Source organism: Mycobacterium sp. (genome assembly GCF_965229105.1).
GTDB lineage: Bacteria > Actinomycetota > Actinomycetes > Mycobacteriales > Mycobacteriaceae > Mycobacterium.
Map to the genome: position 1 here is coordinate 1,862,551 of NZ_OZ245858.1, position 15,016 is coordinate 1,877,566.

General features: G+C 65.1%; 14 protein-coding genes. 5 read left to right on the forward strand and 9 right to left on the reverse strand.

All coding sequences use genetic code 11. The features are described from left to right. Positions 1-3 precede the first annotated feature (3 nt). From ADBZ9O_RS09030 to ADBZ9O_RS09045, 4 genes are read left to right on the forward strand one after another with little or no spacing between them, the layout of a single operon-like run. Entirely contained in the window at positions 4-711 is a 708-nt protein-coding gene (locus ADBZ9O_RS09030; RefSeq protein ID WP_526530396.1) for an FtsB family cell division protein, read from the forward strand. After that, on the forward strand, positions 704-1,195 hold the full coding sequence (locus ADBZ9O_RS09035) for a DUF501 domain-containing protein (RefSeq protein WP_526530398.1): 492 nt from the start codon (positions 704-706) through the stop codon (positions 1,193-1,195). Before ADBZ9O_RS09030 ends, ADBZ9O_RS09035 begins: the two co-directional genes overlap by 8 nt. Further along, on the forward strand, positions 1,186-2,145 hold the full coding sequence (locus ADBZ9O_RS09040; protein WP_526530400.1) for a Ppx/GppA phosphatase family protein: 960 nt from the start codon (positions 1,186-1,188) through the stop codon (positions 2,143-2,145). The genes ADBZ9O_RS09035 and ADBZ9O_RS09040 overlap by 10 nt, the downstream gene beginning before the upstream one ends. 16 nt (positions 2,146-2,161) lie before the next feature. Next, a complete protein-coding gene (locus ADBZ9O_RS09045) occupies positions 2,162-2,701 on the forward strand; it encodes a YdcF family protein (RefSeq protein WP_526530402.1) in 540 nt (179 codons plus the stop codon). On the opposite strand, the gene ADBZ9O_RS09050 is transcribed toward ADBZ9O_RS09045, so the two are convergent. Both ADBZ9O_RS09050 and ADBZ9O_RS09055 read right to left on the reverse strand, forming a co-directional pair. Continuing rightward, positions 2,668-3,198 (reverse strand): DUF4383 domain-containing protein, encoded by a 531-nt coding sequence (locus ADBZ9O_RS09050; protein WP_526530404.1) that lies wholly within the window; start codon positions 3,196-3,198, stop codon positions 2,668-2,670. The two genes, ADBZ9O_RS09045 and ADBZ9O_RS09050, sit on opposite strands and share 34 nt — an antisense overlap. 314 nt (positions 3,199-3,512) lie before the next feature. After that, complete coding sequence (locus tag ADBZ9O_RS09055) at positions 3,513-4,373, reverse strand: LLM class F420-dependent oxidoreductase (protein ID WP_526530406.1); 861 nt, start codon at positions 4,371-4,373, stop codon at positions 3,513-3,515. Positions 4,374-4,879: 506 nt separating this feature from the next. Here ADBZ9O_RS09055 and ADBZ9O_RS09060 point away from each other — a divergent pair. Beyond that, complete coding sequence (locus tag ADBZ9O_RS09060; protein ID WP_526530408.1) at positions 4,880-6,136, forward strand: hypothetical protein; 1,257 nt, start codon at positions 4,880-4,882, stop codon at positions 6,134-6,136. Between the two features lie 47 nt (positions 6,137-6,183). Here the strand turns inward: ADBZ9O_RS09060 and ADBZ9O_RS09065 are convergent, their stop codons facing one another. The 7 genes from ADBZ9O_RS09065 to ADBZ9O_RS09095 all read right to left on the reverse strand — a co-directional run bounded on the left by ADBZ9O_RS09065 (position 6,184) and on the right by ADBZ9O_RS09095 (position 14,873). Continuing rightward, positions 6,184-6,861, reverse strand: coding sequence for a response regulator transcription factor (locus tag ADBZ9O_RS09065; protein WP_526532991.1), 678 nt, complete (start codon positions 6,859-6,861; stop codon positions 6,184-6,186). 11 nt (positions 6,862-6,872) lie between these two features. Then, the gene (locus ADBZ9O_RS09070) at positions 6,873-9,428 is read right to left on the reverse strand and encodes a DUF4118 domain-containing protein (protein ID WP_526532993.1); all 2,556 of its coding nucleotides are present in this window, start codon (positions 9,426-9,428) and stop codon (positions 6,873-6,875) included. Further along, positions 9,425-10,333, reverse strand: coding sequence for a potassium-transporting ATPase subunit C (locus ADBZ9O_RS09075; RefSeq protein ID WP_526530410.1), 909 nt, complete (start codon positions 10,331-10,333; stop codon positions 9,425-9,427). Before ADBZ9O_RS09075 ends, ADBZ9O_RS09070 begins: the two co-directional genes overlap by 4 nt. A 2-nt stretch (positions 10,334-10,335) precedes the next feature. After that, entirely contained in the window at positions 10,336-12,486 is a 2,151-nt protein-coding gene (gene kdpB, locus ADBZ9O_RS09080; protein ID WP_526530412.1) for a potassium-transporting ATPase subunit KdpB, read from the reverse strand. 2 nt (positions 12,487-12,488) lie between these two features. Next, the gene (gene kdpA / locus ADBZ9O_RS09085) at positions 12,489-14,159 is read right to left on the reverse strand and encodes a potassium-transporting ATPase subunit KdpA (RefSeq protein ID WP_526530414.1); all 1,671 of its coding nucleotides are present in this window, start codon (positions 14,157-14,159) and stop codon (positions 12,489-12,491) included. Next, entirely contained in the window at positions 14,159-14,248 is a 90-nt protein-coding gene (locus tag ADBZ9O_RS09090) for a potassium-transporting ATPase subunit F (protein WP_526530416.1), read from the reverse strand. The genes kdpA and ADBZ9O_RS09090 overlap by 1 nt, the downstream gene beginning before the upstream one ends. A gap of 484 nt (positions 14,249-14,732) precedes the next feature. After that, positions 14,733-14,873 (reverse strand): hypothetical protein, encoded by a 141-nt coding sequence (locus ADBZ9O_RS09095; RefSeq protein WP_526530418.1) that lies wholly within the window; start codon positions 14,871-14,873, stop codon positions 14,733-14,735. Between the last annotated feature and the right edge of the window lie 143 nt (positions 14,874-15,016).

A 15,016-nucleotide genomic window follows, 5' to 3' on the forward strand; every position in this document is an offset into this window, starting at 1 on the left:
TAGATGTCTGACGCGAAACGGGAACGACGATCCCCGACGTCCCGACCAGGCCGGGCCGGCGAGGCCAAGGGGCGACCGCGAAAGGCGGTCAAGCCGTCGGCCGTCACCGGCCGGGAGCCGCGCAAAGATGTTTCGGCTGCGTCGGGGACGGAGGCTCCCGACGAGGTCGACGTCGAGCCGACTGAATCAGTTTTACAGTCGATCTCGGCGGCCATCGCCGAACAGGCCGAGCAGCAGTCCGAACAGCGGCTGGGTTTCACGGCGCGGCGGGCGGCGATCCTGGCGGCGGTGGTCTGCGTCCTGACGCTGACGATCGCAGGACCGGTCCGGACCTTTTTCGCCCAGCGCACCGAGATGAAGCAGCTGGCGGCCACCGAGTCGTCGCTGCGCAGTCAGATCGCGGAACTCGAAGAGCAGAAGGTGAAGCTGGCCGATCCGGTGTTCATCGCCGCGCAGGCGCGTGAGCGGCTGGGTTTTGTGATGCCCGGCGATATTCCGTATCAGGTGCAGCTGCCGCCGTCGGAGGCCTTGCCCCCGACGCCGGGGGATCAGCCCGCCGCCACGGTCAGCACTGATCCCTGGTACACCTCGCTGTGGAAGACCATCGCCGACGACCCGCACGGTGCGCCGGCTCCCGTCCTGTTGCCACCCGAGCCGGCGCCACCCGCACCGCCGGTGGATCCGCCCCCACCGGGACAGCCCGGTGGTTGATCCCGCCGATCTCGACGCGGTAGCCCAGCAGCTCGGTCGTGTCCCCCGCGGTGTGCTCGAGATCGCCTACCGCTGTCCGAACGGCACCCCCGCTGTGGTGAAGACGGCGCCGAAACTCCCTGACGGAACACCTTTTCCGACCCTGTACTACCTGACGCTGCCTGCGCTGACCGCGGCGGCGAGCCGCCTGGAGTCCTCGGGGCTGATGAAGGAGATGACCGAACGGCTGGCGCTGGACCCGGAGCTGGCCGCCGCTTACCGCCGGGCGCACGAGGACTACCTGGCCGAGCGTGACGCTATCGAACCGATGGGCACGACGTTCACCGGCGGCGGAATGCCCGACCGGGTCAAATGCCTGCATGTGCTGATCGCGCATTCCCTGGCCAAGGGGCGCGGCGTCAACCCGTTCGGAGACGAAGCGTTGGCAATCTTGGCGCAGGAGCCTGGGATGGCCGGAATTCTGGTGCGGGAAGAGTGGGTATGACACGAGTTGCTGCCGTCGACTGCGGAACGAATTCGATCCGACTGCTGATCGCCGACGTCGAGAACGGCCAGGTGCGTGACGTGCACCGCGAGATGCGCATCGTGCGGCTGGGCCAGGGCGTGGATGCGACGGGTCAGCTCGCGCCTGATGCGATCGCACGCACCAGGGAAGCATTGAGTGCGTACGCAGATCTTCTTGTGGTGCATGGTGTTTCGCGGGTCCGGATGGTTGCGACATCGGCCACCCGCGATGCCGGCAACCGTGATGACTTTTTTGCGATGACGGCCGAGGTGCTCGGCTCGGTGGTGCCGGGTGCGGTCGCCGAGGTGATCACCGGTCACGAGGAGGCGGCGCTGTCGTTCCGCGGCGCGGTCGGTGAATTGGATTCCGCGGGAGCACCTTTCGTGGTTGTCGATCTCGGTGGCGGGTCGACCGAGCTGGTGCTGGGCAATATCGAAGGCGTACACGCCGCGTTCTCAGCCGATATCGGCTGCGTCCGGCTGACCGAACGGTGCCTGCATACCGATCCGCCGACCGCCGACGAGGTGGCCGCGGCCCGTGCTGTGGTGCGGGAAAGGCTGGGGGAGGCGCTGCGGGTGGTGGCCGTCGAACGCGCGCACACCTGGGTGGGGGTGGCGGGCACCTTCACGACCATCGCCGCGCTGGCGCAGAACATGACCACCTACGACTCCGAGGCGATTCACCTGTCGCGGGTCCGGTTCGACGACCTGCTGCCGGTGTGTGCACAGTTGATCGGTATGACGCGCAAGCAGCGCGCCGCGCTCGGCCCCATGCACGAGGGTCGGGTCGACGTGATCGGTGGCGGCGCGATCGTCGTCGAAGAGCTGGCGGCTGCACTGGGTGACCGGGCCGGTATCGATACGCTGACGGTCAGCGAGCACGACATCCTCGACGGCATCGCGCTCTCACTCGCCGACCCCGTCCACTAGTACGCCCAAACTCACAGTGTCGATCTCGGCGCGGGTAGGCGGTGTTCTTGCCGCAGCCGCCCTGGTGGTCGCGACCGTCGTCATGCTCGGATACCCGGTGTTCGTCCGGCCGCAGATCGATGCGCTGCGCAAGGCCGATGCGATCCTGATCGTCGGCGGTGCTGACCCCGCCCCCCGGTATCGCTATGGATTCGAGCTGGCGCGCCACGGCTGGGCACCGCACCTGGTGGTCTCCGACCCGGACCGGCAGCTGACCAAGGCCTGCAATGCCACCTATCCCGGCTTCACCGTCGACTGCTTTGTCCCTGATCCGCGCACCACCTTGGGCGAGGCCCGTGAGTTACGCCGACTCGCTACCGAAAAGCGTTGGCGGACAGTGATCGTGGTGGCCTATCCACCCCACATCTCCCGCGCCCGTTACATCATGGAGAAGTGTTTCGACGGGGCACTGATCATGTCGGCGGCCCCGTCGGGGCTCTCGGTGACCGAGTGGGCCTGGATGTACGGCTACCAGAGCGCCGGCTATCTCAAATCGGTGCTGGGCGGCGGCTGCTGATCCAACTCATCGGGCAGGACCAGGATTTCGCCGCCCGCACCGGTCGGCACCCGGGCGCCCGCCAGCGTCAGGGCCAGCACGATCATCGTCACGCCGAAGCCCAGGTGCAGCCAGTTGTCGGCGTTGTTCACCGGCAGCAGGTTGGCGCTGCTGTCGCGGTGAACGAGCAGTCCCCACACCCAGAGCCCGAGGAAAAACGCGCCGGCACCAAGGAGATAGGCCCGGGATCTGGCGTAGGTGCGCACAAGAAGCAAGCCCACGATGGCGAGCGCGATGTGAACGAGATTGAGCAGCACCGACACCTGGAAGACGTCGAATAGTCTGGCGCCCGAACGATGCCCGGCGAGCTGCAGCGCATCCAGCTGAGCTGTTATTCCGGGAACGAAGCCCAGCACCCCCACCAGAAACAGTGCCGCCGCGACGACGATGACAGCGCTCTGCACAGCCAGGAGGCCGGTGTACAAACGGCGTCTCGGCCGGGTCGGTTTGGTAGTCATCTCCGCCTCCTCGCAGCAGCCGCGTATTGACGACTCCGCAGATTCAGCGGGCATACCCCACGCGCCGCGGACCTAACCCGTCGGCGCGCTCCTACTCAGGGTTTTATCTTGCAGCCACTCCCGATGTTGTGGCAGTGGTGGCCGCCGTCGCAGGCGTTACAGCGACAGTTACAGCCACCGGTGTGCTTCACGACTTCTACTACTCGCATCACAGACCATCTCCTTGCGATTGGTATCAGGCTGCTTCGACGGTAGGACTGTATGCCGGCAACGCGCGGCGTTACGGCAAAACCAAAAGTCACAAAACTGCAGATTTACAAAACTGCGGAAGCGAACGTGCCGAGCGCACTGAGGTGCTCGTCGAGCGTGGTGAATCCGGCCCGCATCGTGTCGAGCGAAAGATGCGTCGCGCCCGCTGCGCGCCACTGCTCAACTTCGGGCAGGAGGCCGTCCAGGCCACCGTTGCGCCAGGCGACCCGGCCCTCCATGCCGATGGCGGCCGGGTCACGTCCGGCACCGACTGCCGCGGCGTCGACGACAGCCTTCGCGGCGTCGAGGTCCGGGCCGGGATTGACCATCGGGAACCACCCGTCGGCGAGCCGGCCGGCGCGTTTGAAGGCCCGCTCCGAGGCAACGCCGAACCACACCGGGATCGGTCGTTGCACGGGTAGCGGTGCCAGGCCGGCGCCGGTCACCTTTTCGCTGGGCCCGTCGTGGCTGACGGTCTGCTCGGTCCACAGCCGTCGCATGAGCTCGACCTGTTCCTCGCTGCGCTTGCCGCGAGTGGTGAAGTCCATCCCCAGGGCTTCGTATTCGACTGCATTCCAACCTAATCCGATCCCGAGCCGGAAGTTTCCACCCGTCAGGAGGTCCACCTCGGCCGCCTGTTTCGCGACCAGCACGGTTTGGCGCTGCGGCAGGATGATGATGCCGGTGACCAGTTCCAAGGACGTGATCGCCGCGAGATAGCCGAACATCACGAACGGTTCGTGAAATGTGGTGTGCACGTCATAGGGACCCTTCCAGCCCTGATGGACCTCCGGGTCGGCGCCGACGACATGGTCGTAGGCCAGCAGATGGGCATACCCGAGCCGTTCGACTTCTGTCGCGTAGGTCCGGACCGCTGCCACGTCACCGCCGAGTTCGGTCTGCGGGAAGACCACACCAATTTTCATGGTCGAAGCGTAGACGGCGGTGCACTCCGCCCGGCTGCCGCGCAGACCAATATTCCGCGGCTGGCAAACTCCGCAGAGGGCGTCGTGCCGACGGGGCGATGAACCGGGTTAGCGGAAGACAATTTGCGCCTGCAAACTTCTCGCTCTCGGGGTGTGCGCACCGGACAGTGACATGCACGCGCAAATCCCGTCGGCGATGGAAAAGGCCACTCAGGCTACTCAAAAGTAAGTTAGCCCTGTCGCCCAGCAAATTGCCCGATGTTACCCGTCAGTAAGGTCACGACACGGAAACGGGACGAGGCGACGCGCTCATAGCTATCTCTCGCGGGCCCCAGAACATGGCCAAAAATGTCTTGAACAGGCACGTTCATCCGGGCGGCCACGGTATAGACCAGCTATCGAGCGCCAGATCGAGAGGATTTTTATCTTTACAAATCGCAACCGCGTGCCCAGTTCGATGCTCTATCTTCTGTCATTCAGGGGTCAGAATCACTCAAGGAGAGTTCATGCACGCAGCTGTTCGCCCGTATGCCACCGCAGGTGTCGCACTTCTAGGGGCGGGCGTCATCGCAGTTTCCCCGCTGGCACCCCCGATGCCCGACGTTTCGGCGGTGCAGCGAGCGGTCACGTCCGTCAACGTTCAGCTCAGCGCTGCGGTGAACCCGCTCGAGCGCTGGTTCCAGGTGCTCGAGACGACAACAGCAAACGTTGGGGCGATCGGCCAGCAGGTCATCGACAACCCTGCTCCGATCCTGGCTCAGATCATTGCCAACCAGCTCGCCAGTGCCACAGCATTCGGTAACAGCCTGCAGACCAACCTTCAGACGGTCACCCAGATCGTGGAAAGTGTGCCCGGCGTCGTGCAGACCGCGGCGGGCCAGCTTCAGGCCGGTGATATCGCCGGGGCGGTGGCGACGGTGAACAACAGCGTCGTGATCCCGCTGGTGCTGGCGGCCCTCCAGGTCGGGTCTGACGCGTTGGTTCCGCTGGTCAACGTGGTGAACAATTTCGCCAAGGCCTTCGCCACCCTCCCCAACGCCGTGTTCGCGGTGGCTCTGCCCATGACCTTCCCGCTGCTCTCGGCGGTGAACGTCATCGTCCAGACCACGCAGGACGTGGTCGACGGCGCCGTCGCCGGCGACGCGGGTGCTGTGATCAATGCACTGGTCAACGCGCCTGCGAATCTGGTGGACGGCGTCCTCAACGGTTACGGCACAGTGCTCGGACTTCTTCCCGCCGCGGGCATCCTGACGCCGTATAGCCCCGACTTCGGTTTCTTGGCCAGTGGACCGATCGCGAGCCTGATTGCGCTGCGGGAAACGATTGCCGAGGCGCTCGGGGCCACCCCGCCGACCGCGGCCGCGGTTACCAGTGCGGTGGCGACGGTGCCCACCGCGACCAAGACGGTCACTCTTGCGGTCGCACCGCCGGAGGTTGTCAGCTCGGCTCCGGCCAGCGGTGCCACCAAATCGCCATCGGTGAAGAGCACGACAGATGACGCGGCTGCGGCTGCTGCTGCGGCTGATTCGACGACGAGCACGCAGGGCGGATCCTCGGATAGCCCGGCGCCGACGGAGGGTACCAATTCCGGGTCGGACGCCGGTGGCACGGATTCCAGTTCGACGGGCACGTCGGCCGAATCATCGTCCAGCCCAGCCGCTTCGGGGGTCAAGGGCACTCATGGTGCGGCCAAGCCGGGGGTGAAGAAGAGCGGGTCGTCGGCGAAGGCCGGCAAGTCAGCTTCGTCTGGCAGCCAGGACTAACTGATGCGCCGATCGGCCCCCGTCATCGGCGGGGGCCGATCGCCGCGTCATTCCTGGAAGCGGTATCCCATGCCGGCTTCGGTCAGCAGATGTTTCGGGTGCGACGGGTCGGCCTCGAGCTTGCGGCGCAGTTGGGCCAGGTACACCCGCAGATAATGTGTCTCCTTGGCATACGCCGGACCCCACACCTCTTTGAGTAACTCCTCGCGGCCGACCAGCTTGCCGCGGTTGCGGACCAGCATCTCCAACATGCCCCATTCGGTGGGGGTCAGGTGCACCTCGACGCCGTTCTTGGTCACCTTCTTGGCCGCCAAATCGACAGTGAACGAGGATGTTTCGATCACCGGCTGGTCGGTGTCGGAGGCTGCCGCGCCGCGTCGGACCGCCGCCCGCAGCCGGGCCAGGAACTCGTCCATCCCGAACGGTTTGGTCACGTAGTCGTCGGCGCCGGCATCGAGCGCCTCGACCTTGTCCGAGGAGTCGGTCCTGGCCGAGAGCACGATGACGGGCGCCGTCAGCCAACCCCGCAACCCGCCCAGTACGTCGATCCCGGACATATCCGGCAGACCGAGGTCGAGCACGACCACATCGGGTGGGTGCTCGGCGGCGGCGCGCAGTGCGCCCGCACCGGTGGCCGCGGTGGTGACGTCGTAGCCGCGGACCGACAGGTTGATCCGCAGAGCGCGCAGAATCTGCGGTTCGTCGTCGATCACCAGCACCTTGATCTTGGGCTCCTTCACGACGCACCCTCCTCGGGGGGAGCGGCCAGGTCGACGACCACGGTCAGGCCGCCGCCAGGAGTGCCGGAGGCGGAGATGGTGCCTCCCATCGCTTCTACGAACCCGCGGGCCACCGACAGGCCCAAGCCGACTCCGCTGGTGTTGTCGTGGTCTCCGAGTCGTTGGAACGGTTCGAACATCTGCTCCTCGGTACCCCGTTTGACGCCGGGGCCCTCGTCGACGACCGCGATCAGCACCCGGTCGCCCACCTTTCCGGCGTTGACCCGGATCGGGCTGTCGGGTGCATAGCGCAACGCGTTGTCGATCAGGTTGACCAGCACGCGTTCCAGCAGCCCGATATCGGCCATCGCGACAGCGTCGCCGACTTCCACTTTGACCCGGTCGAACCCGACGTCGCCCGAAATGCCGCTGCCCCTGCTGATTCCGAGCAACGCCCGTTGCACGACCTCCTCGAGGTACACGCGGCGCAATTGAGGTTTCACCACCCCTGCTGCCAGCCGTGAGGAATCCAGGAGATTGCCGACGAGTGCGGTCAGCTGGTCGATCGACTCCTCGACGGTGGCCAGCAGTTCGGCGGTGTCCTCGGGGGAGAAGCCGATATCGTCGCTGCGCAGGCTGGACACCGCGGCTTTCGCGGCGGCCAGTGGGGTCCGCAAGTCGTGGCTTACCGCCGAGAGCAACGACCGACGCAGCTCGTCGGCCTGGGCGATTGCCTCGGCCTTGGCCGCCTCCTCGGTCAATTCGCGTTGTTTGACCAGTCCCGCCGCTTGTTTGGCGACAGCAGAGAGCACTCGTCGATCGCGGGCCGCGAGTTTCTTGCCCGCCAACAACATCCAGAATTGGTCGTCGCCCACTTCGATGGCAGTGTCTGCGCTATCGACCTGGACACACGGGTCGGTACCCACGCAGGCCACTATCCCGGTCCCTTCTTTCAGCAGGCTGACGGCGCGTTGTGAGTAGGTCTCCCTGACCCGTTCCAGCAGGGTGGCCAGGTCACCGCCCCGCAGCACCGATCCGGCGAACAGGGCGAGCAGCTCGGCCTCCTGGGAGGCGCGCCGCGCTTCCCGCGATCGACTGGCAGCGCCGTCGACCAGTGCGGCGACCGCCACCGCCACCGCCAGTAGCACCACGATGGTGATGGCGCTGTCGGGCTCGGCGATGGTGAAGGTGTGGCGGGGTTCGACCAGGAAGTAGTTCAGCAACAGCCCGGAGAACACCGCCGACAATGCCGCCGGGGCGACACCGCCGAGCAAGGCGACGATCAGCACGCCGACGAAGAACACGGCGCTTTCGCCCCCGATGCCCAGGAACTTGTCGAGCAGCAGAACGGTCACCGCGCAGATGGCCGTCGGCACCACGATGGCGGCCAGCCATGAGGCCAAGTGTCGGTGCCGCGGGGACAGGGATGCCCAGGTGAATCCCGGTTTGGTCTGCTCATGGGTCACCATGTGCACGTCGATCTTGCCCGAGTGCTGCACCGTCGCTGCGCCGATTCCCTCGTCGAAGATCCGTGCCCAGCGCGAGCGCCGCGACGTCCCGAGCACCAGCTGGGTGGCGTTCATCTCGCGGGCGAAGTCGAGCAGCGCCGCGGGGACGTCGTCGCCGACGACGGTGTGCAGCGTCGCATCCAGGCTGGCTACCAGTTCGCGAACCTTGCCCATCTGAGGTGCTGATACGCCGGCCAGGCCATCACCGCGGACGACGTGCACCACCATCAGCTCGGCGCTGGACTTCGATGCGATGCGGAAAGCGCGGCGCACCAACGTCTCCGACTCTGGGCCGCCGGTCACGGCGACGACAACGCGTTCGCGCGCCTCCCATGTTGCGGTGATCTTGTTCTCGGCCCGGTACTTCGCCAGTGCGGCATCGACCTGGTCGGCGAGCCACAGCAGGGCAAGTTCCCGTAGCGCGGTGAGGTTTCCTCGCCGGAAATAGTTGGACAGCGCCGCATCGATCCGCTCGGGAGCGTAGACGTTTCCGTGGGACAGTCTGCGCTGCAACGCTTCTGGAGTGATATCGACAAGTTCAATCTGAGCCGCGCCGCGGACCACCGTGTCAGGGACGGTTTCCTGCTGTTCGATACCGGTGATCTGCGCGACGACGTCGTTGAGGCTCTCCAGGTGCTGGACGTTGACGGTCGAGATGACCGAGATGCCTGCCTCAAGCAGCTCCTCGACATCCTGCCAACGTTTGGGGTTCTTGCTGCCGGGGGTGTTGGTGTGGGCGAGTTCGTCGACCAGCACCACCTCGGGGTTACGGGCCAGAACCGCAGGCACATCAAGTTCGGGGAACCGACTGCCCCGGTACTCGATGTAGCGCGAGGGCACCATTTCGATGCCGGCGAGCCGCTCCGCGGTCTTCTCCCGACCGTGCGTCTCGATCACCGCACCAACCAGATCGGTGCCCCGCTCCAACCTGCGGTGCGCCTCGCCGAGCATCGCGAATGTCTTCCCGACACCCGGCGCGGCACCCAGGTAGATCCGCAGCTCGCCTCGCTTGGCGCCGTGCTGCGTGGTCGTACTCACCCGCTCATCATCCACTGCCGCAGTCAGCTTTTCGCGGAGTACTTCTGGTCGAGTTCGAGGTTGAGCTCCAGAACATTGACCACGGGCTCGCCCATGAAGCCCAGCGCGCGACCGGTGGTGTTGTCGCCGACGGCATTCTGGATATCGGCGACGCTGACACCGCGGGCCTTGGCTACCCGGTCGACCTGCAAATTCGCATAGGCAACCGAGATGTTCGGATCGAGTCCGCTACCGCTGGCGGTGACGGCATCGGCCGGCACGGCGGGGTCGGCGGGCGCGGCACCCTGTACCGGCACAATCTGACCCAGCGAGTAGTCGTCGCCGAACTTCGCACATTCCACCCGGACACCCTCGTAGGTCGCCAGGAACGGAACCTTGGTCGTCGAGCACGGTTCGTTGACACTGATCACCCGGGTCGGAGCCGCGACGTTGCCACGGGCGTCGCGCGGGCCGATCACCGACAGCACCGCACCGACACCGTCACCAGTGCAGAAGGGCCGCGACCCACTCACGCCCTCGCGCTGGCCGATGGCCGCGCTTCGTGAGCACACCAGAGTGAGCAGGCTTGCCTTGTACCCGTTGTCATCTGCGGGCAGGGCAGGATCGGCGAGTGTGTCGACGACGCTCTCCGGCCCGAGGTTGCTCGCGCTCGTGGAGAGCGGGTCGTAACCGTCTCCGGCCGCGGAAGGCCGGCTCTGGAAGTACTGCGGCAGCGCATTCCCGTCGGCGTCGGTGAACGACTGGCCGATCAGGCGACTACCCACTGGCTTGCCGTCGACGGTGACAATCGACCCCTCGGCGTTATCGTGCAGGCCGGGGATTTGCGCGATGGCCAAAACCACCAGCGGATAGGCGATGCCGGTGATCACCGTGAGGACCAGCAGTGCGCGGATCGCCGCCCAGTGCAGGCGAATCAGGTTGGAAATCTTCATAATCAGGACATCCCGGGGAAGAGTTGGACTACCAGGTCGATGAGCTTGATCCCGACGAACGGGGCGATGATGCCACCAAGTCCGTACACATAGAGGTTGCGGCTCAACAATTTTGATGCGCTGCTCGGCGTATATCGCACCCCGCGCAGTGACAGGGGGATCAGCGCGATGATGATGATCGCGTTGAAGATCACCGCGGACAGGATCGCCGACTCCGGGCTGTGTAACCGCATGACGTTCAGCATGTCCAGGCCGGGGAACAGCGCCACGAACATCGCCGGAATGATGGCGAAGTACTTCGCGATGTCGTTGGCGATCGAGAACGTCGTCAGTGCCCCGCGGGTGATGAGCAACTGCTTGCCGATCTCGACGATCTCGATCAGCTTGGTCGGGTCCGAGTCGAGGTCGACCATGTTGCCGGCCTCCTTGGCTGCCGACGTTCCGGTGTTCATCGCCACGCCCACGTCGGCCTGCGCCAGCGCCGGAGCGTCATTGGTGCCGTCACCGGTCATCGCAACGAGCTTGCCGCCCTCCTGTTCGCGTTTGATCAGCGCGAGCTTGTCCTCGGGGGTGGCTTCGGCGAGGAAGTCGTCGACACCGGCCTCGTCGGCAATGGCCTTGGCGGTCAACGGATTATCGCCGGTGATCATCACCGTGCGGATGCCCATCCTGCGCATCTCGTCGAAGCGCTCACGCATACCCTGCTTGACGACGTCCTTGAGGTGAATCACGCCGAGCACCGATGCTGTGCCGTCGATGACATGTCCCACCACCAGCGGGGTGCCGCCTGCCGCGGAGATCCCGTCGACGATATTGCCGAGCTCCGGGGGAACGATTCCGCCCTGGGCGCGTACCCAATCGGCCACCGAGGTGGCGGCTCCCTTACGCAACTGTTGGCCGTCTTCGAGGTCAACGCCGGACATCCGGGTGGTGGCGGTGAATTCCACCCAATGGGCACCGGTGAGCTCGCCGGGCGTCCTGGCCCGCAGCCCGTAGGTCTGTTTGGCGTAGACGACGATGGAGCGGCCCTCGGGGGTCTCGTCGGACAGGCTGGACAGTTGGGCGGCGTCAGCGAGCTGCTCGGGCGTAACACCAGGCACGGGAAGGAAATCCGAGGCCTGTCGGTTACCGAGGGTGATGGTGCCGGTCTTGTCGAGCAGCAGCGTGTTCACGTCGCCCGCGGCCTCGACCGCACGCCCTGACATGGCCAACACGTTGCGCTGCACCAGCCGGTCCATGCCGGCGATGCCGATCGCCGAGAGCAGCGCGCCGATCGTGGTCGGGATCAAGCACACCAGCAGCGCCACCATGACGATGCCGGTGACACCGTTGCCGTCCAGCGCCTGGGTGTCGGGCACACCGGGGTTGTTGGCCTTGGAGAAGATCGCCAACGGCTGCAGGGTGGCCACCGCGAAGACGAAGATGATGGTCAGTGCTGCCAACAGAATGTTCAGGGCGATCTCGTTGGGCGTCTTCTGCCGGTTGGCACCCTCGACGAGCGCGATCATCCGGTCGATGAAGCTCTCTCCGGGCTTCTGGGTGATCTTCACGACGATGCGGTCGCTGAGCACTGTCGTGCCACCGGTGACCGCTGAGCGGTCACCGCCGGACTCGCGGATCACCGGGGCGGATTCGCCGGTGATCGCCGATTCATCCACTGAGGCAATGCCTTCCACCACGTCACCGTCGCCAGGAATGGTCTGACCGGCCTCGACGACCACGTATTCGCCCTGCTGGAGTTGCGGGGCGGCGACCTCTTCTTCGGCGCCTACCACGCCCGGTGTCCAGTCGGTGAGGCGCCGCGCCATCATGTCTGTCTTGGCCTTGCGCAGCGTTTCGGCCTGGGCTTTACCGCGGCCTTCGGCGACGGCTTCGGCCAGGTTGGCGAACAGCACCGTCAGCCAGAGCCAGAAGACGGTCAGCCAGGCGAACCAGGTGGGGCTGGTGATCGCCAGCACGGTCGACCACACCGCGCCGATCTCGACGATGAACATCACCGGGTTGCGCCACAATGTGCGTGGGTCGAGCTTGCGCAGTGCATCCGGCACCGAGCGCAGCAGCATCTTGGGATCGAGCAGGCCGCCCTGGACGCGCGCCTTGGGGTGCTCGTCGTCGTTCTGTCGAGTTGTTGAATCAATCATGGACACAGTCATTTTCAGTGAATTCCTTCAGCAAGGGGCCCGAGTGCGAGCACGGGCAGGAAGGTGAGCGCGACGAGGATCACCGTCACGCCGGCAACCATGCCGACGAACTGTGGTCGGTGGGTGGGCAGCGTGCCGATGGACTCCGGGGTCCTGCCCTGTTTGGCTAGCGAGCCGGCCAGGGCGAGAACGAGAATCATGGGCAGGAAGCGACCGAAGACCATGGACAGTCCGAGAGCGGTGTTGTACCACTCGGTGTTGACCGAAATCCCCGCGAACGCCGACCCGTTGTTATTGGCCGCCGAGGTGAACGCGTAGAGCACCTCGGACAAACCATGCGGTCCGGTGTTGAGCATGCTGGCCCGCTGGCCGGGCATGGCCATCGCGATTGCGGTGCCTGTCAACACAATCAGCGGGGTGACCAGGAAATACGCTGCGGCGAGCTTGATTTCGCGGGGGTTGATCTTCTTGCCGAGGTATTCGGGGGTGCGCCCGACCATCAGGCCGGCGACGAACACCGTGATGATCGCCAGGATCAGCATGCCGTACAACCCGGAGCCGGTGCCGCCGGGCGCGACCTCGCCGAGCTGCATGTTGAACAGCGTCATCATGCCGCCGAGGCTGGTGTAGGAGTCGTGGAACGAGTTGACCGCACCGGTTGAGGTCAGCGTCGTCGCGTCGGCGAACACCGCGGAATTGGCTACACCGAAACGTTGTTCGACGCCTTCCATCGCTGAGCCGATCGCGGTGGGAACCGTGCCGTGGTGCTGCAGCTGGAACTGCATCATCAATGTGACGCTGAAGGTCGCAATGATTGCCATCACCGCGACGATCGCGTAGCCCTGCTTCTTACTGTCGACCATCCGGCCGAAGGTGCGGGGCAGCGAGAAACTGATGACCAGCAGAAGGAAGATCTCGATCCAGTTCGTCCAGGTCGTGGGGTTCTCGAACGGATGCGACGAGTTGGCGTTGTAGAAGCCGCCGCCGTTGGTGCCGAGTTCCTTGATCGCCTCCTGGCTCGCGACGGGCCCGCCGGTGATCGTCTGCTGAGCGCCGGTGATGGTGTTGACCACCTGGTCGTGCAGGTGGAAGTTCTGGATTGCGCCACCGGTCAGCAGGATGATCGCCGCGATGAACGCGAACGGGAGCAGGATGCGGATCGTGCCACGGACCAGGTCGACCCAGAAGTTCCCCAGCTCACCGCTGCGAACCCTGACGAAGCCGCGGACCAGGGCGACTGCCACTGCCATCCCCACGGCTGCGGAGACGAAGTTCTGCACCGTCAGCCCGGCCATCTGCACCAGGTGGCCCTGGGTGGATTCGCCCGAGTAGGCCTGCCAGTTGGTGTTGGTGACGAAGCTGATGGCGGTGTTCCACGCGAGCGCGGGCGTCATCGGGGTCGCGGGATCGTTGAGATGCAGGGGCAGCTTGCCCTGTACCAGTTGGAAGATGAACAAGAACACGATGCTGACCGCCGAGAACGCCAGCACGCTACGGGCGTACGCGCCCCACGTCTGCTCTGCCTTCGAATCGACGCCGATAGCCTTGTAGATCACCTTTTCGGCTCTGGAGTCTTTGGTGCCGGTGTACACGCGGAACATGTAGTCGCCCAACGGCACATGGACAGCCGCGAGCGCCAGGATCAGGAGTGCGAGGAAGAGGATCCCCGCGGTCGTCGTGTTCACTAGAACCTTTCAGGGAACAGCAGAGCGGCAACTAAGAAGAGTGCGACGAGCACGGCCAACGCCAGCCCGACGGTGTTTTCGAAACTCACAGCCGCTCGACCAACTTCTGTGTCAGGCCGAGCAGCGCGAAGATCGCGATGGTCAGCACGATGTAGACCACGACAGCCATTTACGTCTCCATTTCAGTGACTGGAACAACCAACGAAATCTATGACCGCAAAAGACCACCTCAGCAGGGCATTGACGGTTTCCTTACACCTGGGCCCGCCACATTTACGGCCTCCTTGCACCTTGGCCCCGCAGCGCGTCGGTTTGATAGAGCCCTAGGTCACAAGATGAGGTCCACGTCGTAGCGACCAGGCGGTGCTGCCGCGTACAGGAATACGACAAGGCCGGCCGCACTGGGGGTAGGCATTCAGCTACGTCAGCGACCGGCGTCTGCGTCTTGATATATGAATTCTGTTGGTGCAGAACTACTTCTGCACAGTGGTGACATCGGGGGTGACCTCGGCCGCCGAGTTCAACACCGCGTTCGCCTTAATAACGAACACCGGTGGCGCGCGCCTAGGGTTGTTACCCTCCGCGCACGGCGTGCTGATTCGCCCCATTGCTCTGGGTGTACAGACGATCCCCGCGGCGGTTCAGATGGCGGATGCCCAGCAGCACGGTGGCCGGAGCGGCCAACATCACGAGGATTTGAGCGAGATCAGCCACGACGGGCCCTCCTGATCGGCGGTTGGGCCTCGGGACGACCGGCTGGTCGTCGTGAGGTCCTGACACATCGATGTGACACCCGGTGTGAGGGCGACGGCTATGCCCCAAACGCGATCCATACGGGGAGGAGTCGGATCTTTACA

Excerpts from the sequence above, each read along its gene's own strand:
- ADBZ9O_RS09060 (WP_526530408.1), top strand. The coding sequence starts at position 4,880 with ATGCACGCAGCTGTTCGCCCGTATGCCACCGCAGGTGTCGCACTTCTA.
- ADBZ9O_RS09050 (WP_526530404.1), bottom strand. The coding sequence starts at position 3,198 with ATGACTACCAAACCGACCCGGCCGAGACGCCGTTTGTACACCGGCCTC.
- ADBZ9O_RS09075 (WP_526530410.1), bottom strand. The coding sequence starts at position 10,333 with ATGAAGATTTCCAACCTGATTCGCCTGCACTGGGCGGCGATCCGCGCA.
- ADBZ9O_RS09055 (WP_526530406.1), bottom strand. The coding sequence starts at position 4,373 with ATGAAAATTGGTGTGGTCTTCCCGCAGACCGAACTCGGCGGTGACGTG.
- ADBZ9O_RS09030 (WP_526530396.1), top strand. The coding sequence starts at position 4 with ATGTCTGACGCGAAACGGGAACGACGATCCCCGACGTCCCGACCAGGC.
- kdpB (WP_526530412.1), bottom strand. The coding sequence starts at position 12,486 with ATGACTGTGTCCATGATTGATTCAACAACTCGACAGAACGACGACGAG.